General features: G+C 43.8%; 23 protein-coding genes and 1 tRNA gene. 2 read left to right on the top strand and 22 right to left on the bottom strand.

Annotated elements, in window-relative coordinates:
• Window positions 1-2: 2 nt before the first annotated feature.
• The 15 genes from nuoF to FV185_RS00580 all read right to left on the bottom strand — a co-directional run bounded on the left by nuoF (window position 3) and on the right by FV185_RS00580 (window position 12,093).
• Window positions 3-1,298 carry an NADH-quinone oxidoreductase subunit NuoF gene (nuoF, locus tag FV185_RS00650; protein ID WP_067492598.1) on the bottom strand — a complete coding sequence of 432 codons (1,296 nt, stop codon included), beginning with the start codon at window positions 1,296-1,298 and terminating at the stop codon, window positions 3-5.
• Complete coding sequence (gene nuoE, locus FV185_RS00645; protein ID WP_067492596.1) at window positions 1,295-1,777, bottom strand: NADH-quinone oxidoreductase subunit NuoE; 483 nt, start codon at window positions 1,775-1,777, stop codon at window positions 1,295-1,297. Before nuoE ends, nuoF begins: the two co-directional genes overlap by 4 nt.
• Complete coding sequence (locus tag FV185_RS00640) at window positions 1,774-3,030, bottom strand: NADH-quinone oxidoreductase subunit D (protein WP_067492594.1); 1,257 nt, start codon at window positions 3,028-3,030, stop codon at window positions 1,774-1,776. The genes nuoE and FV185_RS00640 overlap by 4 nt, the downstream gene beginning before the upstream one ends.
• Window positions 3,023-3,622, bottom strand: a complete 600-nt coding sequence (locus FV185_RS00635) for an NADH-quinone oxidoreductase subunit C (RefSeq protein WP_067492592.1) — start codon at window positions 3,620-3,622, stop codon at window positions 3,023-3,025. The genes FV185_RS00640 and FV185_RS00635 overlap by 8 nt, the downstream gene beginning before the upstream one ends.
• Before the next feature lie 6 nt (window positions 3,623-3,628).
• On the bottom strand, window positions 3,629-4,111 hold the full coding sequence (locus tag FV185_RS00630; RefSeq protein ID WP_067492590.1) for a NuoB/complex I 20 kDa subunit family protein: 483 nt from the start codon (window positions 4,109-4,111) through the stop codon (window positions 3,629-3,631).
• 29 nt (window positions 4,112-4,140) lie between these two features.
• On the bottom strand, window positions 4,141-4,497 hold the full coding sequence (locus FV185_RS00625) for an NADH-quinone oxidoreductase subunit A (protein ID WP_067492588.1): 357 nt from the start codon (window positions 4,495-4,497) through the stop codon (window positions 4,141-4,143).
• Between the two features lie 22 nt (window positions 4,498-4,519).
• A tRNA-Leu gene (locus FV185_RS00620) sits at window positions 4,520-4,604 on the bottom strand.
• 45 nt (window positions 4,605-4,649) lie between these two features.
• Window positions 4,650-4,994 (bottom strand): preprotein translocase subunit SecG, encoded by a 345-nt coding sequence (gene secG, locus FV185_RS00615; protein WP_420710394.1) that lies wholly within the window; start codon window positions 4,992-4,994, stop codon window positions 4,650-4,652.
• A 15-nt stretch (window positions 4,995-5,009) separates the two neighbouring features.
• A complete protein-coding gene (tpiA, locus tag FV185_RS00610; RefSeq protein WP_067492585.1) occupies window positions 5,010-5,780 on the bottom strand; it encodes a triose-phosphate isomerase in 771 nt (256 codons plus the stop codon).
• A gap of 23 nt (window positions 5,781-5,803) precedes the next feature.
• Window positions 5,804-6,580 (bottom strand): phosphate ABC transporter ATP-binding protein PstB, encoded by a 777-nt coding sequence (pstB, locus tag FV185_RS00605; protein WP_067492583.1) that lies wholly within the window; start codon window positions 6,578-6,580, stop codon window positions 5,804-5,806.
• A 19-nt stretch (window positions 6,581-6,599) separates the two neighbouring features.
• Entirely contained in the window at window positions 6,600-7,466 is an 867-nt protein-coding gene (gene pstA / locus FV185_RS00600; protein ID WP_067492581.1) for a phosphate ABC transporter permease PstA, read from the bottom strand.
• Window position 7,467: 1 nt separating this feature from the next.
• Window positions 7,468-8,451 carry a phosphate ABC transporter permease subunit PstC gene (gene pstC, locus FV185_RS00595; RefSeq protein ID WP_082786963.1) on the bottom strand — a complete coding sequence of 328 codons (984 nt, stop codon included), beginning with the start codon at window positions 8,449-8,451 and terminating at the stop codon, window positions 7,468-7,470.
• A 71-nt stretch (window positions 8,452-8,522) separates the two neighbouring features.
• Window positions 8,523-9,557, bottom strand: coding sequence for a phosphate ABC transporter substrate-binding protein PstS (pstS, locus tag FV185_RS00590; protein ID WP_067492579.1), 1,035 nt, complete (start codon window positions 9,555-9,557; stop codon window positions 8,523-8,525).
• A 93-nt stretch (window positions 9,558-9,650) separates the two neighbouring features.
• Window positions 9,651-11,129: an exopolyphosphatase gene (gene ppx / locus FV185_RS00585; protein ID WP_067492577.1), complete on the bottom strand. Its 1,479-nt coding sequence runs from the start codon at window positions 11,127-11,129 to the stop codon at window positions 9,651-9,653.
• Window positions 11,130-11,313: 184 nt separating this feature from the next.
• A complete protein-coding gene (locus tag FV185_RS00580; RefSeq protein ID WP_067492575.1) occupies window positions 11,314-12,093 on the bottom strand; it encodes a GNAT family N-acetyltransferase in 780 nt (259 codons plus the stop codon).
• An 81-nt stretch (window positions 12,094-12,174) separates the two neighbouring features.
• Here FV185_RS00580 and ppk1 point away from each other — a divergent pair, with 81 nt between their 5' ends.
• Together ppk1 and FV185_RS00570 are read left to right on the top strand one after the other, a co-directional pair.
• On the top strand, window positions 12,175-14,256 hold the full coding sequence (gene ppk1 / locus FV185_RS00575) for a polyphosphate kinase 1 (RefSeq protein ID WP_067492573.1): 2,082 nt from the start codon (window positions 12,175-12,177) through the stop codon (window positions 14,254-14,256).
• A gap of 30 nt (window positions 14,257-14,286) precedes the next feature.
• On the top strand, window positions 14,287-14,742 hold the full coding sequence (locus tag FV185_RS00570) for a SixA phosphatase family protein (RefSeq protein ID WP_067492571.1): 456 nt from the start codon (window positions 14,287-14,289) through the stop codon (window positions 14,740-14,742).
• A 5-nt stretch (window positions 14,743-14,747) separates the two neighbouring features.
• Here the strand turns inward: FV185_RS00570 and glmM are convergent, their stop codons facing one another.
• The 7 genes from glmM to carB all read right to left on the bottom strand — a co-directional run bounded on the left by glmM (window position 14,748) and on the right by carB (window position 23,622).
• On the bottom strand, window positions 14,748-16,091 hold the full coding sequence (glmM, locus tag FV185_RS00565) for a phosphoglucosamine mutase (RefSeq protein ID WP_067492569.1): 1,344 nt from the start codon (window positions 16,089-16,091) through the stop codon (window positions 14,748-14,750).
• Window positions 16,091-16,909, bottom strand: coding sequence for a dihydropteroate synthase (gene folP, locus FV185_RS00560; protein WP_067492567.1), 819 nt, complete (start codon window positions 16,907-16,909; stop codon window positions 16,091-16,093). The genes glmM and folP overlap by 1 nt, the downstream gene beginning before the upstream one ends.
• 56 nt (window positions 16,910-16,965) lie before the next feature.
• Window positions 16,966-18,864, bottom strand: a complete 1,899-nt coding sequence (ftsH, locus tag FV185_RS00555) for an ATP-dependent zinc metalloprotease FtsH (protein WP_067492564.1) — start codon at window positions 18,862-18,864, stop codon at window positions 16,966-16,968.
• Window positions 18,865-18,941: 77 nt separating this feature from the next.
• Window positions 18,942-19,601, bottom strand: a complete 660-nt coding sequence (locus tag FV185_RS00550; protein WP_067492562.1) for an RlmE family RNA methyltransferase — start codon at window positions 19,599-19,601, stop codon at window positions 18,942-18,944.
• Complete coding sequence (locus tag FV185_RS00545) at window positions 19,579-19,920, bottom strand: YhbY family RNA-binding protein (protein ID WP_067492560.1); 342 nt, start codon at window positions 19,918-19,920, stop codon at window positions 19,579-19,581. Before FV185_RS00545 ends, FV185_RS00550 begins: the two co-directional genes overlap by 23 nt.
• Complete coding sequence (gene greA / locus FV185_RS00540; protein WP_067492558.1) at window positions 19,892-20,368, bottom strand: transcription elongation factor GreA; 477 nt, start codon at window positions 20,366-20,368, stop codon at window positions 19,892-19,894. Before greA ends, FV185_RS00545 begins: the two co-directional genes overlap by 29 nt.
• Before the next feature lie 11 nt (window positions 20,369-20,379).
• Window positions 20,380-23,622 carry a carbamoyl-phosphate synthase large subunit gene (gene carB / locus FV185_RS00535; RefSeq protein WP_067492556.1) on the bottom strand — a complete coding sequence of 1,081 codons (3,243 nt, stop codon included), beginning with the start codon at window positions 23,620-23,622 and terminating at the stop codon, window positions 20,380-20,382.

Genomic DNA, 23,622 nt, shown 5'->3' with positions numbered 1-23,622 from the left:
GTTTACGCCGCCTTCTCAGAAACGTGATCAGCACCCACAAGGCAGCGCTTGTGTGTGACGTGGTATTCAAACTCATCACGATAATGGGTAATAAATGCACGTACAGGCATCGCTGCCGCATCACCCAGAGCACAAATAGTTCGTCCTTGAATGTTATTACATAGCGATAACAGCAAATCGAGATCCTCACCACGCCCTTCACCTTTTTCAATACGGTGAACAACACGGTACAACCATCCTGTGCCCTCGCGACAGGGAGTACATTGACCACAGGATTCTTCGTGATAAAAATAAGATAATCTCTCTAATGCACGCACCATACAGGTGGTCTCATCCATGACAATCACAGCCCCTGAGCCCAACATTGAACCTGCCTTGGCTATGGAGTCATAATCCATGTCTGTTTCCATCATAATTTGTCCTGGAATAACCGGCATAGAGGAACCACCTGGAATCACAGCTTTAATCTTACGTCCCCCTCTCATGCCGCCAGCCATATCCAGTAGCTTTGCAAAAGGAGTACCAAGCGGTACTTCATAATTACCAGGACGATTCACGTGCCCTGAGACTGAGAAAATTTTTGTACCACCATTGTTAGGGCGACCCATAGCTAAAAAAGCCTCGCCCCCTTCACGAATAATCCAGGGGACATTAGCAAAGGTTTCTGTGTTATTGATGGTTGTTGGTCGACCATATAAACCGTAGGTGGCCGGGAAAGGTGGTTTGTAGCGAGGTTGTCCTTTTTTTCCTTCTAACGACTCTAATAAAGCTGTTTCTTCACCGCAAATATAAGCCCCATAACCATGGTGGTTAAATAATTCAAAAGAAAAATCACTACCTAAAATATTGTTACCTAAGAACCCAGCTGCTCTAGCTTCAGCAATGGCTTCTTCACAACGCTCGTAGACCGACCAAATCTCGCCATGGATATAGTTATAACCACGCGTTGCCCGCATTGCAAAACCAGCAATAATCATTCCTTCAATAACGGCGTGCGGGTTATAGCGCAAAATATCACGGTCTTTAAATGTACCAGGCTCACCTTCATCGGAATTACATACCACATAGCGCTCGCCACTGACTTCTTTGGGCATAAAGGTCCATTTGGTGCCGGTTGGGAAACCTGCCCCACCACGACCTCGTAACCCTGATTTTTTCACTTCATCAATAACGGCCTCAGGACTCATACCACTGAGTACTTTTTTCAGTGCCTCATAGCCACCACGCTTTACATAATCATGTAAATGCCAAGTGTGCTCTCTGTCGTCACCGAGTTGCCCTAATATCGCACCGGTCATGACTTTAACTCCTTCAACAATTCGTCTAACTTTTCTTCTGTAACAAAGGAACGCATATCGTGGTTATTCACCAACAATACTGGGGCATCACCGCACGCCCCAAAACATTGCCCTTCCTTAAGACTAAACATACCGTCCTCAGTGACTTCATTAAAATCAATACCCAACCGTTCTTTTAATTTTTTACAAATGGCGTCAGCACCAGATAGAGCACAGGGTAAATTGGTACATAAAGTCAATTTGTACTTACCCATGGGCTTGGTGTTATACATTTCATAGAAGGTTGCCACTTCATACACAGCAACGGAGGGCATACCCAAATACTGCGCCACACTATCCATGACGTCATTAGATAACCAACCATGCTGTTCTTGAGCAATACGTAGCGCAGACATCACAGCAGACTGTTTTTGATCCGCTGGATACTTACGAATCTCGTGATCAATTTTCTCGAGGGATTCTTTGGATAATAAGCTCAACGGTCAATCTCCCCAAATACAATATCTTGTGTACCAATGATAGCTACCAAATCAGCAATCATGTGCCCTCTTGTCATCTCATCCAAACCAGACAAGTGCGCATAACCCGGTGCACGAATCTTTAACCGATAGGGTTTATTTGCCCCATCTGAAATCATGTAAATAGAAAACTCACCCTTGGGTGCTTCCACACTAGCTAAGGCTTCACCTGCAGGAATATGCATGCCCTCAGTAAAGAGTTTGAAATGGTGAATTAACTCTTCCATGTTGGTTTTCATATCAGTACGTGTAGGTGGCGCCACTTTATGATTGTCTGTAATAACTGGTCCTGGGTTATTACGAAGCCACGTAATACACTGTTTGATGATTCGATTAGACTGACGCATTTCTTCAATACGCACTAAATAGCGATCATAACAATCACCATTTACGCCTATGGGAATATCAAAATCTAAATCCGCGTATACTTCATAGGGTTGCTTTTTACGTAAATCCCAAGCGATACCTGAGCCTCTTATCATGGGACCTGTAAAACCCATACTTAAAGCGCGCTCGGGGCTGACCACCCCAATACCCACAGTCCTTTGCTTCCAAATACGGTTATCAGTTAACAGCGTTTCATACTCATCCACAAGAGCTGGAAAACGAACAGTAAAATCCTCAATGAAATCCAGCATAGAGCCTTGCCGTCCAGCATTTAAAGAACGAGCCTTGGCATCACTGCGTCCACCTTTGTTGGCCAAATGCTGCGGCATACGATCAGGAAGATCACGGTATACCCCACCAGGGCGATAGTAGGCAGCATGCATCCTGGCACCTGAGACTGCCTCATAGCAATCCATCAAGTCCTCACGCTCACGAAACGCATATAAAAAAACTGTCATGGCGCCCACGTCCAGTGCATGCGCTCCCAACCACAACAGGTGGTTAAGAATACGAGTGATCTCATCAAACATAACTCGTATGTATTGCGCACGAACTGGCACGTCAATTTGCAATAATTTCTCTAAGGCCATGACATAACCATGCTCATTACACATCATCGATACATAATCGAGTCGATCCATGTAAGGCACAGTTTGCAAGTAAGTACGGGTTTCTGCTAACTTTTCTGTGGCACGATGCAATAAGCCAATGTGTGGATCAGCACGCTCAATCACTTCACCATCAAGCTCTAATACAAGACGTAATACGCCGTGTGCCGCAGGGTGTTGCGGACCAAAATTCATGGTGTAATTTCTAATCTCAGCCATGGTGTTCTGTATCCCCATAATTTTCTGGACGAGTAATACGTGGCACCACTTCACGAGGTACCAATGTAAGCGGTTGGTATACCACGCGTTTTTGGTGTTCGTCGTAACGCATTTCTACATAGCCTGATATCGGAAAATCTTTTCTGAATGGATGCCCCACAAAGCCGTAATCAGTGAGCAAACGACGTAAATCAGGATGTCCTTCAAAAATAATGCCAAACAAATCAAAGGCCTCACGCTCCATCCAATTAGCCGATGACCAAATGGATTCCACAGACGACAAAACAGGCAGACTGTCGTCCTCGGCAAACACACGAACGCGTAGACGTTGGTTGTTTTTCACAGACAGTAAATGACTAACCACAGCAAAGCGCGGTCCGCTTTCACGGTCTTGATAGGTCATGTAATCAACACCGCACAAATCAATCAACTGCTCAAAATGAAACTCATCTCGCAGAGCTTGAGCAACGCTAAACCAAGCTTCTGCCTTAACTTCAATAGTTAATTCACGCAAACGAATAACCGCGTGATCAATGGCATCACCAAAGCGCTCATTGAATGCTGCTTGCAACTGTTCTAAACGTTCATTCATCATAAGTTAGGCTGCACGCGCAATAGTTGTAGTACGACGGATTTTTTGTTGTAACTGAATAACACCATAGAGCAACGCTTCAGCTGTGGGGGGGCAACCAGGTACATAGACATCCACAGGAACAATACGGTCACAGCCGCGCACAACGGAATATGAGTAATGGTAATAACCACCGCCATTGGCGCAGGATCCCATAGAGAGCACCCAGCGTGGCTCTGCCATCTGATCATAGACTTTACGTAAAGCAGGTGCCATTTTATTACACAGAGTCCCCGCAACAATCATTAAGTCAGACTGTCGTGGGCTAGGTCTAAACACCACACCAAAACGATCCAAGTCATAGCGCGAAGCACCAGCATGCATCATTTCCACAGCACAACAGGCCAAGCCAAACGTCATTGGCCATAAGGAACCAGTACGAGTCCAATTGATAATGGTATCAAGGCTGGTTGTCACAAAGCCTTCTTTTAATACCCCTTCTAGAGCCATAACACTACGCCTCCTAATTTACTGAACGTTTATTCCCACTCCAGGGCGCCTTTCACCCACTCGTAGACAAAACCAACTACTAAAATGAGTAGGAATATCATCATTGCGATAAAACCAAACCAACCAATATCCTTGACGACAATGGCCCAAGGAAATAGAAAAGCGATTTCTAAATCAAATAAGATAAACAAGATAGCAACGAGATAATAGCGAACGTCAAAACGCATACGCGCATCTTCGAAGGCCTCAAACCCGCACTCATACGGAGAATTTTTTGCTTCGTCAGGACGACTAGGGGCCAACAGCCTACCTAAAAAGGGAGGCAATACGCCGATTACGAGGCCTACTAAAATAAACAACAACACAGGCAAATAATTTTGCACCATCACCTACATTAACTCCTCGTAATGGTGCCGATGAGCAGACTCGAACTGCTACGGCTTTCGCCACCGCCCCCTCAAGACGGCGTGTCTACCAATTTCACCACATCGGCATTATTTTTATCATTCCATACGTTTTGCGTATGATTTAGTTAACCTTATTTCGGAATTTCAGAGGATTTAGAGTCCGAAACTGACGGCGCAACAGGTGCCACTTTTGGCGCCACCGGCTGCGTTATCGTGGTTTGCTGCATGACACTGGTCGCTCCTGAGCTATGCCCCGAGAACCACGTTAACAACAAACTTGTTGCAAAAAAAATGGCTGCTAGAATAGCTGTTGAGCGGCTTAAGAAGTTACCAGCACCTGAGGCACCAAATAACCCACCTGCTGAACCACTACCGAAAGCGGCACCTAAATCAGCACCTTTACCGTGCTGAATCAATACTAAACCAATGACGCCGACTGCCGCTAAAACATGGACAACCCAGACTAATGTATGCAACATAACCTTTTCCTATTACCCTGCAGCACTCACGGCTGCAGCTTGAATAATCGCCATAAAATCCTCTGCCACGAGAGACGCTCCACCTACTAATGCACCATCAACATCTGGCAAGGACATTAATTCTAACGCGTTCGCGGGTTTCACGCTACCACCATAGAGAATATTTAATGCAGAAGCTGCCACCCAATCCACTGCCGCCACTCTCTGACGTAAGGCCTGGTGCACTTCTTGGACCTGTTCTATGGTAGCGCTTTTTCCTGTGCCAATTGCCCATATAGGCTCATAAGCCAATACTAAGCGTTGAATATGGTCAACATCCAAAGCATTTAAAACTGCATCAATTTGACGATATAATACCGATAAGGTTTCACCTTTTTCACGCTCCCCTAAACTTTCGCCAATACAGACAATTGGTCTTAAGCCATTTTCGATGCATACCTTGGCCTTCAGAGCAACCACTTGATCGGTTTCTTGATGGCGTTGACGTCGTTCGGAATGACCAACAATAACGAAATGGCAACCAAAATCAAGTAACATAGATGCCGATACTTCCCCTGTAAAGGCTCCTGCTTTACTCTCAACACTAACATCTTGAGCACCCCACAGGATTGTACTGGTATGTAACTGTTGTTGCGTTTGACTAAGATAGGGAAAAGGCGGAATGACAGCGGTTTGTAGCTGATTAAATTGAAGCTGGCGTTGGACTAGGGTTTTTAGTAGCGCTTCGTTTTCTTTTAGGGAACCATTCATTTTCCAATTCCCAGCCACCAGCTTCTTGCGCATACTCTCCCCTTTATGCCAATAATTTATCCAAACTTTCCGGTAATGTAATCTTCTGTCGCTTTTTGATTGGGTTTTGTAAATATTTTATCGGTCTCATCAAACTCAATGAGCTCGCCCAAGTACATATAAGCTGTGTAATCGGACACCCGTGCAGCCTGCTGCATATTGTGTGTCACAATCACTACAGTGTAATCTGTTTTGAGGTCATCTAGCAATTCTTCAATATGAGCTGTTGATATGGGGTCCAACGCTGAGGTGGGTTCATCAAGCAAAATCACCTCAGGTTTAATGGCAATACAACGGGCAATACATAAACGCTGTTGCTGTCCACCGGATAATCCATAACCACTTTGGTGGAGTTTATCTTTTACTTCTTTCCATAACGCAGCCTTAGTCAAAGCCCATTCAATACGCTCATCCATTTCAGCCTTGGATAATCTCTCGTAGAGTTTTACGCCAAAAGCAATATTGTCATAAATGGACATGGGAAAGGGGGTTGGTTTTTGAAACACCATACCCACACGAGCACGCAACAAAGTAGGATCACTACGGCTATTTAATACATTTTTTCCATCAAGCAAAATTTCGCCTGTGGCACGATTTTGTGGATATAACTCATGTAAACGATTAAAGGTTCTCAATAGAGTTGATTTACCGCAACCAGAGGGCCCGATAAACGCGGTCACTTTATTGGATTGAATGTCCATAGAGACATTCTTTATGGCATGAAATTTACCATAATAGAAATTAAGATTTCTCACAGAAATACGTAATTTCGAACCCATATGCTGTTCAGTCATCATGACACCTATTTAAAAACTATCCATTATTCTTTTGACGGAAAAAAACACGCGCCAAAACGTTTAATAATAACACGCTGAATGTAATCAAAATCGCCCCACCCCAAGCTAGGCGATGCCAATCCTCATAGGGACTCATGGCAAACTGAAATATAACCACAGGTAAGTTAGCCATGGGCTCATTCATATTTAACGAGAAAAACTGGTTATTAAGTGCCGTAAAAAGAAGCGGCGCAGTCTCTCCACTAATACGAGCGACCGCTAACAATACCCCTGTCGCAATCCCGGCTCTGGCAGCCCGATAAGATACCATAGTGATCATCTTCCATTTAGGGGCACCCAAAGCAATCGCGGCTTCTCGTAGACTATCGGGCACTAATTTCAACATGTCATCAGTGGTTCTAACCACCACAGGAATAACTATTAGAGACAGCGCAAGTCCACCAGCATAACCTGAGAAATGGCCTGTTTTGGCAACATAAACTGAGTAAACAAATAAACCAAGAACGATAGATGGGGCACTCAATAAAATATCATTAATAAAGCGCGTTGCAGAGGATAACCAATTGTTGCGACCATACTCAGATAAATAGGTACCAGCAAGTATGCCAATGGGAGTGCCCACTACAGTACCCAAACCTGCCATAAGAAGACTACCCACTATGGCATTAAATAGTCCACCATCACTTCCTGGAGGCGGGGTGGACGCTGCAAACATCTGCCAATTTATAGCATCAATTCCCTTCACAAAAAGAGTGGCTAAAATCCAAAATAACCAAAATAAGCCAAAGGCCATACCAAAGGCTGAGCCAATCATATTAAAGTTATTGATATAGCGTCGGCGACGATAAATTGCTCTTGATTCTCTACTTAAATGTTTTTGCATATTAGCTCTTTGTCCCTTCTAAACGGTTCATGCGCAACAGCATCCATTTAGCCAGTGCTAACACCAAGGTGGTGATGAAAAACAAAATCAATCCTAACTCGATTAACGAGGAAGTATAAAGCGTCCCCACTGCCTCCTGAAATTCATTAGCAAGCGATGAAGCAATACTGTTACCAGGGGCCAAGAGAGAGGTCTGTAAACGCTGGGCATTACCAATCACAAAGGTCACCGCCATGGTCTCACCAAGAGCACGCCCTAAGCCTAGCATCACACCACCAACCACCCCTGCACGGGTATAAGGAAGAACTACACGCCACACGACTTCCCACGTGGTTGAGCCTAATCCATAAGCAGATTCTTTTAACACAATAGGAACCAACTCAAACACATCGCGCATCACCGCGGTAATAAAAGGAATAATCATAATGGCCAGAATAATTCCTGCTGCCAGCATACCAATACCCATGGGCGGACCAGAGAATAAAAACGATAAGCCAGGGATATGACCAATGGTTTCTTTTAAAAAGGGTTGAGCTGTTTTCTGGAAAATGGGGGCAAATACAAATAAACCCCACATACCGTAAATAATACTAGGAATGGCTGCCAATAATTCAATGGCAGTTCCCAAGGGACGTCGTAACCATTTAGGAGACATCTCTGTCAGAAAAATAGAAATACCAAAGCTAATTGGTAAGGCAATAATTAGGGCAATGAAAGAACTCACTAAGGTGCCGTAGATTTGCACTAAAGCACCGAATTTTTCCTGAACAGGATCCCAATCGTCAGAAAAAAGAAAACCAATTCCAAATGCCTTAATAGAAGGCATACTGGATATAACTAAAGACACTAAAATAGCCGCTAATATTAACAATACTAGTAGAGCAAAAAAGCGGGTTATGTTTTCAAAAAACACATCCCCTAAGCGATACAACCGCTCCTTAGAGGAGCGGTTGACTTGAGATAATTGAGGCTCTTGAGTGCTCATCTGTAATAGTAACTACATTAATTATTTATTAGGATTAACAATCACAACACTGCCTCAGATTTGATACCACATTAGTAAACTGACTTACCAGACGTATCTTTAATGTTTTTCCAAGTTTCTTCAACCTGTTTTACAACAGCCTTAGGCATAGGAATGTAATCTAATTCAAGTGCTGCTTTAGACCCATTATTATAAGCCCAATTAAAGAATTTAAGCGCTGCTTTTGCATTGTCAGGCTTTTCTTGCTCTTTATGCATCAAGATAAATGTGGCAGCAGTAATTGGCCAAGAATCAGCACCAGGCTCATCGGTTAAGATCTCATGAAAACCCTCTTCAGCAACCCAGTGAGCGTTAGCTGCAGCAGCAGCAAAAGTCTTACTCTCAGGTGCTACAAAATGACCTGACTTATTTTTCATCAATACATAAGTCATTTTATTTTGCAGAGCATAGGCGTATTCAACATAACCAATAGATCCATCTTGTTGTTTCACGTAAGAGGCAACACCTTCATTACCTTTACCGCTAATACCAACAGGCCATTTAACAGAAGTACTGCTACCTACTTTGGTTTTCCAGTTATCGCTCACTTTAACCAAGTAATTGGTAAAGTTAAATGTGGTACCAGAACCATCGGAACGGGATACGACTACGATATCTTGATCAGGAAGGCTAACACCTTTGTTTAAAGCGGCAATAGCAGGGTCATTCCATTTTTTAACATTACCCAAGTAAATATCTGCCAATAACTCACCAGATAATTTTAATTGACCTGGCTTAACACTGCTTAAATGTACTACAGGCACAACACCACCAATTACCATTGGCCATTGCATTAAACCATTCTTTTCTAGATCAGCTTTTTCTAAAGGCTTGTCTGATGCACCAAAATCCACTGTTTTAGCTTCAATTTGTTTAATACCACCACCAGAACCAATAGATTGATAGTTCAATCCAACGCCGGTTTTAGCTTTGTACGCTTCAGCCCATTTAGCATAGATGGGGTAAGGAAAAGTGGCGCCTGCACCAGTAATATTGGCAGCAGAAGCACTTACTGCAAGTGACGCAAATCCTAGAGCAACAATCAGTCTAGATAAAGTTTTAGTCATGGTTAAAACTCTCCAATCAAAAATGAAAATAAATGTTTCAGGCGTAGGTTACAGTTCAATCATTACACTTTCATTACGATCGTACTTATTACGCTACTTATTTCTTACAACAAGACTTTTACCAAGCTCGCTCCAATGCTCAGATTCGATAGTCAAATTAGCCGCACTTAAAGGATTGTGTTGCAACCAGCGCGCACTGATGGTTAAAGCATATCCTTTAGTATTGGGTGACAGCCTCATGATTGGTTCTGATAATTGACGTCGATCACGATGAATAAGTACCGCTAAGCGTAAGGCAAGAATCATTGACCACCCAATATCATTAGTTACTCGTGGTTGAACCTTGGTTAATCTACCCCGCTGAGCCTGCAATAATCCACCAACAATGGCTTGTTCTTGTTTGGAAAACCCCGGCATATCGGCATTATCAATAATGTAGGCTGCGTGACGATGGTATCCGGCATGGGCAATAGATAAACCAATCTCATGTAATTGAGCAGCCCAACCTAGATAAAGCGCATAGCGCTGATAGTTCTCTTTATCAACCAATTGCTTAAATAGTTTTAAGGCCAGTTGTTTAACACGTAAAGCTTGAGCACTGTCAGTATGGTAGCGCTGTGCGAATTCATTAACAGTGGTGACGCGAATATCCTCTTGATGTTCTATACGCCCTAACATTTCATAGAGTACGCCCTCACGTAAACCACAATCGGTGGTCACCATCTCAGTGATTGCTAACTCTTTAAAAATACTGAGCATAATGGCAAGACCGCCGGCTAATACAGGAATACGATCACTTTTAAGACCAGGAAGCTTTAAATTATAGGTATCGCCTGCCGCAATCAAACGCTCTTTGAGAAACTCAAGACCTTTTCTCGTGATAAGGCCTGCTGGAAAACCATTTTGCTCTAATAGTTCAGTGAGCGCTTTAGCGGTACCTGAGGAGCCCACTGCCACTTGCCACTGATGACCACCAAACTGTTTTTTTAACACTTGGCACTCAGTTGCTGCAGCAAGTTCAGCTTGTTTAAACGCTTTGTGGCTGACTTTAGCCTCAGGAAAAAAACGCGACGAATAGGTGACGCAGCCCATATAAAGACTCTCTACCACCAGAGGGCGATAGCGCTGACCTATAATAAACTCTGTGGATCCTCCACCGATATCAACGACCAAGCGTTTTTCATTGCTGCGCGGCAGAAAATGGGACACACCAATGTAAATTAATCGTGCTTCTTCATGGCCTGCAATTATCTCAATGGGTACACCTAAGATAGCTTCTGCTTGACGCAAAAATTGTGTGGCATTCTTAGCAACGCGAAGTGTGTTCGTGCCCACCACTCTCACCGCTCCTGCTGGTAAACCACGGATACGCTCAGAGAAACGTTTTAAACAGTTAAGCGCGCGTTGCTGAGAGGTATGATCAAGTGTTTTATCTTCTTTTAAGCCTGCTGCTAAACGTATGGTTTCTTTTAGTGCATCTAATGTATACAACTGACCGTTAACAACTCGAGCCACCTCAAGTCTAAAACTATTTGAACCCAGATCAATGGCAGCAATGACCGAATGAGACATAACTCACTTCGCTTAAGATAAAAACCATAGTCTACCAAATAAAAAGCCTGATTATAATTATTTACCACATTCGTATAGAAAGTCCTGTCGTTCAGAGCAAAGATATAAGACAAGGACGCCAAAAAAAATCCCTTCTTTTAGGGAAGGGAAAATATCAATAGACTTTTCTATTATTTGAAACCCTCTACAGAAGTTTTTCTGTCACAGATTGCTTCATAAAATGACGGGAATAGCGGTGGTCCATATTAGCTGTCGGCAATAACAATAGACAGTCAGCTGTATTAAAATCAGGATCCCAAGCCGGCTCACCACACACATAAGCACCTACTCGTAAGTAAGCTTTAATTAACGGCGGGACTTCAGCATTTACCGCCGAAGCGCTTTCTAAACGCTCTAAAGGTAAAGGGCATTTCGGGAACACGCGCCAATCAATTGGAGCGAGATTATGTTCTGCTAATTGTCGGTAAATGTTAGCTGCAGCAAATCCACCATCAATCATACTGATGCTGGCGCAACCCATTAAATATTGTACTTGATGAGACTTAATATAATCGGCTAATCCTGCCCATAACACAGCAATGGTGGCACCACTACGGTAATCAGGATGGACACAGGCGCGGCCCACTTCCATAACGTGATCTCTAACGTGCGCTAGACGAGATAAATCAAATTCCGTATCAGAGTAAAAGCCTCCCGCTTGCTCAGCTTGGCGAGCATTAAGAATGCGATAGGTCCCCACCACTTCATTAGTTCTGGTGTCACGAGCCAACAAGTGGTCGCATAATGCGTCAAAACGGTCCATGTCCACGCCAGGTTCAGGGCTAGATAAGCTCGCCCCCATTTCGTCAGCAAATACGCGCCAACGTAATTTTTGGGCCGCACGAATATCAGCTTCGGAGCGGGCATATTGAAAAACCAAACGGGGTTGCTTGGTTATTTCTAATTTTTTTTCAAGTTGAAACATTAATGACGTCCTTTTGTCACAATTATGGCGTTAATATGTAGCTTTGCTTTTACTAAAGCGTGAAGCTTTTATTAAACTTTTATGAAAAATTCACCTCAATCCATTCAAAAACAGTTTCTTAACCGAGAATTGGGCTTATTGGCTTTTAATCGACGTGTGCTAAATATGGCTCAAAGCGACGATACGCCGCTGCTGGAACGATTACGCTACCTGTGTATTGTCAGTAGTAATCTTGATGAATTTTTTGAAATTCGGGTCGCTGGTTTAAAACAACAAATTAACCAGGGTATTACTACTTCCGGTCCTGATGGCTTACCACCACAAAAAGTATTTGAGCTCGTCAGCCAAGAAGCACATGCACTCATTGATGAACAATACGCTCTACTCAATGACATTATTTTACCACGCCTGGCTCTGGAGGGCATTTGTTTTCATCGTCGTGGACACTGGACAGAGGAGCAAAAAGCCTGGGCAAGAGACTATTTCTTCCGTGAAATTTTCCCCGTATTAACACCTATTGGCTTAGATCCTGCCCATCCTTTCCCTCGTATTCTCAATAAAAGTTTGAATTTTGCCGTGGAGTTAAGTGGTGTGGATGCCTTTGGTCGTAATGCCACCCATGCTGTTGTTCAAGCTCCACGCAGCCTTCCTCGCTTTATCCGTTTGCCAGAAAAAATTGCTGGTTGTCCTTATGGTTTTATTTTTCTATCATCGATTTTACATGCTAATGTGGGTGAGCTTTTCCAAGGGATGACAGTGAATGGCTGTTATCAATTTCGCGTTACCCGTAACAGTGAATTGTTTTTAGAAGAAGAGGATGCAAAAAATTTACGTTTAGCTCTTGAAGGAGAGTTAAGTCATCGTCAATTTGGTGATGAAGTACGCTTGGAAGTAGCAGAAAACTGCTCTGATAGTATGGCCTCATTTCTATTAAATACTTTTGAGTTATCAGAGCGCGATTTATATCGCGTTAATGGGCCAGTAAATTTAGTGCGCTTGATGCAAGTGGCTGATATGGTGGATCGCCCTGATCTTCGTTTCCCACGTTTTAATCAAAACAATCCCAAGGAATTAAATGGTAAAAATAGTGACATCTTTACGTCACTGAAGAAAAAAGATGTATTACTTCATCACCCTTTTCAATCGTTTTCCTCAGTGGTTGATTTCATTGCCGTAGCGGCACAAGACCCACAGGTATTGGCTATCAAACAAACGGTATATCGAGCAGGGACTGATTCAGAATTAATTGAAGCCTTGATTGATGCAGCTCACCAAGGTAAAGAAGTGACTGTGGTGGTGGAACTCTTGGCGCGTTTTGATGAAGAGGCTAATATCAACTGGGCGGCTAAATTAGAAGAAGCTGGAGCACATGTGGTGTATGGTGTGTATGGTTTTAAAACCCATGCCAAAATGGCTTTAGTCATTCGCCGAGAAAACGGCGTACTCAAACGCTATGTGCACTTAGGTACGGGTAACTACCACTCAAAAACCACTAAAATTTATACTGATTTTGGTCTACTCACCGCCCATGAGGGTATTACCAGCGATGTGAATGAAGTGTTCTTACAGATAACAGGGTTAGGTAAACATGCTCCATTAAAACATTTGTTTCAATCACCCTTCACGCTCCACCCAGAGCTTATTCATGCTATACAAAAAGAAATTAGCATTGCTCAAGCAGGACGGCAAGCACACATCATTGCAAAAATGAATTCGCTCACCGAACCGTCAATTATTCAAGAGTTATACCAAGCATCTCAAGCAGGGGTTAAAGTGGATTTAATTGTACGTGGGGTATGTTTATTGCGTCCTGGAGTAAAAAATCTATCAGAGAATATTCGTGTGTTCTCTATTATTGGTCGCTTTCTTGAGCATCATCGTATCTTTTACTTTCAGCACGATGTCGATGAAACAGTTTATATATCGAGTGCAGATTGGATGGAAAGAAACTTTTTCAGACGTATTGAAGTCTGTGTTCCCATACTCGATAACACCATTAAAAAACGAGTTTTAAACGAAGGGCTTAAACCTTATTTACGCGATAATCTACGTGCTTGGCAAATGGATAGTAATGGCACCTATCATCAGCGCCAACCGCGTAGCGGAAAGGGTTTTGATGTTCATCACTATTTACTAAATCGTTATGATACAAATAAATCTTAATATTTTATCATTCACCAATAAGGGGTGATTATGGATTTAATTCTATGGCGTCACGCTGAAGCAGAAGATGGTTCACCCGATCATTTAAGAGCCCTCACAGCTCGCGGCGAAGATCAGGCAATACGTGTGGCCAAATGGCTCAATCAATCTCTATCTGACAATAATTATAGATTAATAGTAAGCCCTGCTAAACGCACACAAAGTACTGCTAAAGCACTTAATCATACTATTGAAACCAATCGTTTACTGGCTGTGGGAGCTCACGCGGAAGATATAATTCGCGCGGCACAATGGCCACACTCTCCTTTACCCGTTGTGGTGGTAGGACATCAACCTACTCTCGGCCAAGTGGCGTCACTGTTACTCTCAGGCAAACAACACAACTGGAGTATTAAAAAAGGAGCGATTTGGTGGCTCAGTTATCGCGAGCGCCACCATCACCCCGAGGTGGTTTTACGAGCTGTACTCAATCCTGATATGGTATGAGTGCTTTAATTGATAACATGCTGGGCGATATGTTTTGCCCAATAACTGACCTTTCCTTTATCCTGCCCTTCAACCATTACTCTTACTACAGGCTCTGTTCCAGAGGGGCGCAATAGTACTCTTCCTTGTTGTTGAAGATCTTGTTCTGCTTCTTTGACAACAGTCCATACAGGAGCACTATCAGTTAATTTAAATCCTTGCGGGGTGGGTACATTGATTAATATTTGTGGGTATAAGCTTAATGACCCCAACCACTCTGACAAGGAACACTGTTGATATTTCAGAGCAGCTAAAACTTGTAATGCAGAAACAATGCCATCACCTGTTGTATGTTTATCTAAACAGAGAATGTGTCCTGAATTTTCACCACCATAATACCAACCACGTTGCGTAAGGGCTTCGAGCACATAGCGATCTCCTACTTTGGCTCTAAAGAATGGAATAGCTAATTCTTTAAACGCATTTTCTACGGCAAGATTAGTCATGAGTGTGCCAACCACCCCACCTTGTAACTGTTGACGTACCTGGCGATCTTTCACAATAGCAAACAATAATTCGTCACCATCATAAAGACGTCCTGCTTGATCAACCATAACCAAGCGATCACCATCGCCATCTAAAGCAATGCCTAAATCAGCTCGATTTTCAATTACCTGCTGTTGTAATGACTGAGGAGCAGTAGCCCCTACCCCGTCATTAATATTTAATCCGTTAGGTTGATTACCTATTGTAATCACTTCAGCACCCAGTTCATGAAAGACCCACGGTGCCACGTGATAGGTAGCACCATGAGCACAATCGACCACGAGCTTCATCCCTTTTAAATCAAGTTGACTGGGGAATGTGCTTTTACAAAATTCAATATAGCGGCCAGGCGCATCATCAATACGTTTAACGCGCCCAAGTAAATCAGACTCAAGGCATACCATGGGACGCTCTAACTCTTCTTCTATGGCCTGCTCAACCGCATCGGGAAGTTTCTCCCCTTCTTCAGAAAAGAATTTAATTCCATTATCAGGATAAGGGTTATGCGAGGCGCTAATCATAATACCGGCCTGTAAACGTAGCGCCTTAGTCAAGTAAGCCACCGCAGGGGTTGGCATTGGCCCCACCAACAACACATCTACCCCTGCTGCAGAGAGTCCTGCCTCTAAGGCAGACTCCAACATATAACCAGACACTCTGGTGTCTTTACCGATAATCACTCGCGGACGCGTACTGTGGGTATTGGTGGATTGCGTTAATACCTTACCTGCAGCAAAACCTAAACGTAATACAAAATCAGGGGTAATAGGGGTATGCCCCACCCGTCCGCGAATACCATCCGTACCAAAGTAACGTCTTGCCATTATCGATATTCTCCCTCAGCGATTGCTTGCCACATTATTAGAGCTTGCTTAGTTTGTTTTACATCATGTACACGCAATATATCCGCACCAGATAATGTCGCCCAGAGAGCAGCGATAACACTGGGTAGCATACGCTCATTGACCTCTGTGTTTGTTACCTTACCGAGAAAACTTTTACGTGACACACCAATTAACAAAGGACAACCTAACTCTCTAAAACGTGATAGTTGTTGTAATAACTTTAAATTATGATCTACTGTTTTACCAAAACCGAACCCTGGATCAATATAAATTTTATCTCTATTTATGCCAGCTGTAACAAGTTCATCAATACGCTTATTTAAAAAACTATAAATCTCCTCAACCACATTGGTGTAGTGAGGTTGATGTTGCATGGTATTAGGTTCACCTTGCATGTGCATAATGCACACCTTGACCTGCGCTTGACGACAACAGTCAACTGCTAATGGATCAATTAAAGCGGTGACATCATTAATCATCTCCACGCCTACATCAAGCACCCTCTGCATCAACTCATGATGCCTTGTATCAATTGACAGTGGCACACCACAATCTTTCAGTGCATAGACTACCGGCAATACCCGGTTTATTTCTTCCTCAATACTGACAGGGTCAGCACCAGGGCGCGTGGACTCGCCACCAATATCAAGCATATCAGCACCCTCTGCAATGAGCTGGTGGGCATGAGCAACAGCTGAATCAACCTGATTAAACCGTCCTCCATCTGAAAAGGAATCAGGGGTGACATTTATAATACCCATCACCTGGGGTTGGGTGGTCCATTGAGAAGTTAACATGATTAGCTAAATAGAAAAAACAATCCCGGTATAACCGGGATTGTTATGAGACAAAACTACACTTCTTCGGCAGGTCGGGTGGTATGCCCGATAGTTGCACCAGATGTGCCTGTTGGATTTTTGGGTGGGGCTTTTTGCGAGGTAGTAGGTTTGGGAGGACGTGGGGGACGGCCTTCCATAATATCCTCGATTTGTTCAGAGTCAATAGTTTCCCACTCCAAAAGAGCTTGTGCCATGGCTTCGATTTTATCGCGATTGCTTTCAATCAAATGACGTGCCAGAGCATACTGTTCATCAATAATGCGACGAATTTCTGTATCCACTTTTTGCATGGTGGATTCTGACACATTTTTATGAGTGGTAACCGTACGTCCTAGGAAAACCTCTCCTTCATTTTCACCATACACCATAGGCCCTAACGAGTCAGACATACCCCATTGAGTTACCATACGACGAGCCATATCAGTGGCACGTTCAAAGTCGTTGCTAGCCCCAGTAGTCATTTGATTCATAAACACTTCTTCAGCAATACGGCCACCAAAGAGTACCGAAATGTTTTGTAGAATCTGATCGCGGTTCATGCTGTAGCGATCTTCTGTAGGCAATTGCATGGTCACCCCCAGCGCACGTCCACGAGGAATAATAGTCACTTTGTGCACAGGATCCGTTCTACTTAATAAACGAGCCACCACTGCGTGTCCAGACTCATGGTAAGCCGTATTGCGACGCTCATCTTCAGGCATAACCATGGAACGACGCTCAGCACCCATAATGATCTTGTCTTTAGCACGTTCAAAATCATCCATATCAACTAAGCGTTTGTTAAAGCGCGCTGCAAATAAAGCTGCTTCGTTAACAAGGTTAGCCAAATCAGCTCCAGAAAAGCCAGGTGTACCACGAGCAATGATATCCGCCTTAACATCAGGAGCAATAGGCACTTTACGCATGTGCACCATTAAAATTTGCTCACGACCACGAATATCAGGTAAAGGAACGACCACTTGACGGTCAAAACGACCTGGACGAAGAAGAGCAGGATCAAGTACATCAGGACGGTTAGTCGCAGCAATCACAATAACTCCTGAGGTACCTTCAAACCCATCCATCTCAACCAGTAACTGGTTTAAAGTCTGTTCACGTTCATCGTTACCACCACCAAGCCCAGCACCACGTTGACGGCCTACTGCATCAATCTCGTCAATAAAAACAATACACGGCGCATTTTTTTTGGCTTGTTCAAACATGTCTCGAACACGTGCAGCCCCGACACCAACAAACATTTCAACAAAATCAGATCCTGAAATACTAAAGAAAGGTACCTTTGCTTCACCTGCGATAGCACGCGCTAACAATGTTTTACCTGTTCCAGGATTACCCACCATTAGTACACCTCGGGGAATTTTGCCGCCAAGTTTCTGGAATTTACTGGGGTCACGTAAAAATTCAACCAATTCACCCACTTCTTCTTTCGCTTCGTCAACACCTGCCACATCAGCGAAGGTTACGGGGTTGGTATTTTCATCAAGCATTTTCGCTCGGCTTTTACCGAAGGAGAATGCCCCACCTCGTCCACCACCTTGCATTTGTCTCATGAAAAAGATCCATACGGCAATCAACAGCAGCATAGGGAACCATGACATCAACAGGTTCATGAATATAGAGGGCTCTTCCTCAGGTTTCGCTGAGACATTGACGCCATATTTTAATAAATCACTGACCATCCATGGATCAGATGGCGTATAGGTAGTAAAAGATTTACCGTCTGTTTTCTCGCCACGCAAAGCATGACCATCGATCACCACTCTACTGACGTGACCAGCTTTCATTTCATTAATAAATGCGGAATAGGAAAGGACTTCTCCTGAACTGGTTCGACCTTGAAATTGGCTAACCAATAACATTAAGACGACACCAACGAAGACCCAAGCCAGCACATTTTTGAAGATATTGTTCAAGACAGCAACCTCCAAGACATTACAAATTTAACCGTGGAACAACCCACGTCAATCCATTGTACTACTAAATAACTGATTTATTCAGCCCCTAAGTACCTATCGAGAGCGCTTTGCGCATCTTCTCGTAGGGTTTTTCCCAACAAATACACTTCCGTAGATCGATCCCTGGACGCAGCGGGCTTTCGCGTTTGCACTGTAATAAATACAGCGCGCATTAACCTGACAAAGTCTTCAAAATCAATACCATGAAAAACTTTGACTAAAAACTGGCCATTTGGTTTCAAACATTGCACAGCAAATTCCAAGGCAGCCACCCATAATTCTGTGGCACGGGCTTGATCATATAACGCCACACCACTTATATTGGGGGCTAAATCCGATAAAACAAGGTCTATTTGAGGGCTGGGCAATCTTTCTTTTAACAATTGCCTGATGTGGGGATCATTAAAGTCGCCCTCTAGAAAATCCACTCCCTGAATAGGCACCATAGGCAAAATATCAATTGCAACAACTCGCCCTCGCCCTTTTAAGCGCTCCTTGGCAACCTGCGACCAACCTCCAGGCGTGGCACCCAAATCAACCACCGAACTACCTGGGACAATAAGCTTGTCCCGGTCATCAATTTCCATTAATTTGTAAGAAGCACGGGAACGATAACCCTCTAACTTTGCCTTTTTGACAAAAGGGTCATTCACATGCTCGCGCATCCATGCTTTACTGGTGCGGGTTGGTTTCATGCAAAGGGCGATAAATAACTAAAATTTTACCCACCTGCTGCACCCATGCAGCGCCCAAACGCTGACAAATGGTTTGCGACCACTCATCACGAACTTGTCTGTCATCACTGGCTAACTTAATTTTAATTAAAGGATGAGATAACAGCGTGCGATGGGTTTCAAGGAGGACTGCTTCTGTCAAACCCGCCTGTCCTAACAAGATCACAGGATTAAGAGCATGAGCTCGTGAGCGCAAAAGAGCACGTTGCTGAGAATTCAATTGAGGAGCAACGAGCCCCTCTGGAATCACATTATAAGTATCTGACGTCGAGGATTTCATACTCTTTCACCCCCCCTGGAGTGATGACTTCTACTACATCACCAGCATATTTACCAATTAAAGCACGCGCTATGGGAGAACTAATGGATACTTTACCTTCTTTAATATCCGCCTCATCCTCACCCACGATCTGATAGGTGAATGTTTCTTGATTGGCTAAATCTTCAATTTCCACTGTAGAAGCAAAAACACAACGACCCTCAGCATCAAGTAAGGTGGGATCAATAATTTGCGCATTGGATAATTTAGATTCCAATTCGACAATACGCCCTTCAATAAAAGACTGACGCTCTTTAGCAGCATCATATTCAGCATTCTCAGACAAATCACCCTGGGCTCTTGCCTCACTGATAGCCTGAATGACATTGGGGCGCTCCACATGTTTTAAGCGATGTAATTCTGCTTTTAAACGTTCGGCACCGACAACGGTCAGTGGAATGGTACTCATACTAATACTCCCTACTTAACTATAGATTGTTGTAACGATTGTAGATCATACACAGATAAATTCTCTGATTGAGCCAGCGCCATACCAAGACATGCCGCCTTAGCACCGGCAATGGTTGTGTAATAAGTAATACGCCCTTGTAGCGCTGCATTACGAATCGACCATGAATCCTGAACTGCTCGCGACTGCTCTTCAACTGTGTTAATAATCATACTGATTTCACGGTTTTTAATCATATCCACAATATGCGGGCGTCCTTCAGCAACTTTGTTCACTGATATAACTTGGATACCAGCAGCTTGTAGTGCTTGCGCTGTACCTTTAGTGGCCACCACCGTAAAGCCCAATTGCGATAATTGTCTTGCCACATCTACCGCTTGCGCTTTATCGTTATTTTTAACACTCAAAAACACTTTACCTGAGGTTGGGTATTTCACCCCTGCAGCAATTTGCGATTTCAAAAAGGCTTCTGCAAAAGTGGCTCCCACTCCCATCACCTCGCCCGTGGATTTCATCTCAGGACCCAAAATGGTATCAACACCAGGAAACTTAATAAAGGGGAATACCGCCTCTTTTACTGAAAAGTGAGGAGGAATAATTTCACTCACCACCCCCTGATCTTTCAAGCTTTGCCCTACCATACAGCGTGCAGCGACTTTAGCTAATTGTCTACCGGTAGCTTTAGCAACATAAGGCACCGTCCGTGAAGCACGCGGATTGACTTCTAACACATAGACCGTCTCACCTTGAATGGCAAATTGTACATTCATTAAACCTACCACATTCAATGCCTTGGCCATGGCCACAGTCTGACGACGTAATTCATTTTGTAGTGATTCGCTAAGACTAAAGGGTGGCAGAGAACAGGCTGAATCACCAGAGTGAACGCCAGCTTGTTCAATATGCTCCATAATACCGCCGATGATAACTTGTTCACCATCGCTCACTGCATCCACATCCACTTCCAGCGCATCATTTAAAAAGCGGTCAAGAAGAATAGGCGCATCCTCTGTGACCGCCACACCATTCATCCCATCTGTGTCAGATATCACGTCGCGTAAATATTTTTCTAAATCAGCTTGGGTGTGAACAATTTGCATAGCACGACCACCCAATACATAACTAGGGCGAACAACAATAGGGTAACCTAATTCTTGCGCTAACTTAAGTGTTGATTCGCGATTAAATGCTGTACGGTTATCAGGTTGTTTTAATCCTAAATCATGCAGTAATTGCTGAAAGCGTTTACGGTCTTCGGCACGATCAATACTATCTGGTTGAGTACCCACAATGGGCACCCCCATTCTCTCCAAACCACGTGCTAATTTAAGAGGGGTTTGACCACCAAACTGAACAATCACACCGTGTGGTTTTTCAATGGCCACTATCTCCAATACATCCTCAAGAGTAAGTGGCTCAAAATACAAACGATCAGAGGTGTCATAGTCAGTTGAAACGGTTTCAGGGTTACAATTAACCATGATTGTTTCATAACCATCTTCACGTAAAGCCAAGGCGGCATGAACGCAACAATAATCAAACTCAATGCCCTGACCAATGCGGTTAGGCCCACCACCTAACACCATGATTTTTTTACGATCACTGGGGTTAGCCTCACACTCTTCATCATACGATGAATAGAGATACGCAGTGGCAGTCGCAAACTCAGCAGCACAGGTGTCCACACGTTTATATACCGGACGAATAGCGTGACTATGTCTTGCTTCACGAACACTGTCTTCGTTACGGTTGATGAGCGTTGCCAGACGTCTATCTGAAAACCCTTTACGCTTTAATCGTCTCAAATGATCCTTAGATAAGGCGGCGTCAGGGTTATTTTTCACCCACTGCTCTTCAGCAACCAAATCCTCAATTTCTGCCAAGAACCATGGATCAATATGACTTAATGTGTAAATCTCATGCAGACTCATGCCATCGCGAAAGGCTTGACCCACATACCACAAACGATAGGGACCAGGGTTAGCTAACTCAGCCTCAATACTAGCGCGATCAGCTGGCATATCATCCAGACCTTGAGCACCTGTCTCAAGGCCACGCAACGCTTTTTGCAAAGACTCTTGGAAAGAACGGCCAATGGCCATCACTTCTCCCACTGATTTCATTTGCGTGGTTAAACGATCATTGGCTTGAGGAAATTTCTCAAAAGCAAAACGGGGGATCTTGGTGACCACATAATCAATGGTTGGCTCGAAAGAGGCTGGTGTAGCACCTTGGGTAATATCGTTACTTAATTCATCAAGGGTATAGCCTACTGCCAATTTTGCCGCCACCTTAGCAATCGGAAAGCCGGTGGCTTTGGACGCTAAAGCTGAAGAGCGTGATACACGCGGATTCATTTCAATAACAATCATCCGACCATCTTTGGGATTAACCGCAAACTGAACGTTTGAACCACCTGTCTCGACACCAATCTCTCTTAATACCGCCAGAGAAGCATCACGCATAATTTGATATTCTTTATCCGTCAACGTTTGGGCAGGAGCCACGGTAATTGAGTCACCGGTGTGCACTCCCATGGCGTCTAAGTTTTCAATGGAACAAATAATGATGCAATTGTCTTTGCGATCACGTACCACTTCCATTTCATATTCTTTCCAGCCAATAACTGACTCTTCCACTAACAATTCACGGGTTGGCGAGGCATCCAAGCCACGCTCACAAATCGCAACAAACTCTTCGTGATTGTAAGCAATTCCTCCGCCACTCCCGCCCATCGTGAAGGATGGACGTATGATGGCAGGGTACCCCACCAATGCCTGTACCTGCAGTGCTTCTTCCATACTATGAGCAATAGCAGAGCGTGGAGTGTGTAAACCAATACGAGTCATTGCCGCTTTAAACTTTTCACGGTCTTCAGCTTTATCAATGGCCTCTTTACGTGCACCAATCATTTCCACCGAGTAGCGCTCAAGCACTCCCTCACGGGCCAAATCAAGCGCGCAATTTAAGGCTGTTTGACCACCCATGGTAGGTAACAATGCATCAGGTTTTTCTTTGGCGATGATTTTTTCTATGGTTTTCCAATTAATGGGCTCAATGTAGGTCACATCGGCCATTTCTGGATCAGTCATGATGGTAGCAGGATTCGAGTTAACCAAAATCACACGGTACCCTTCCTCTCTTAACGCCTTACATGCTTGCGCCCCAGAGTAATCAAACTCACACGCCTGACCAATAACAATCGGTCCAGCACCAATGATTAAAATAGAATGGATATCAGTTCTTTTTGGCAT

The organism is Ferrovum sp. PN-J185, from assembly GCF_001581925.1.
Taxonomy (GTDB): domain Bacteria; phylum Pseudomonadota; class Gammaproteobacteria; order Burkholderiales; family Ferrovaceae; genus PN-J185.
This window is presented reverse-complemented; position numbering and strand designations above follow the sequence as displayed.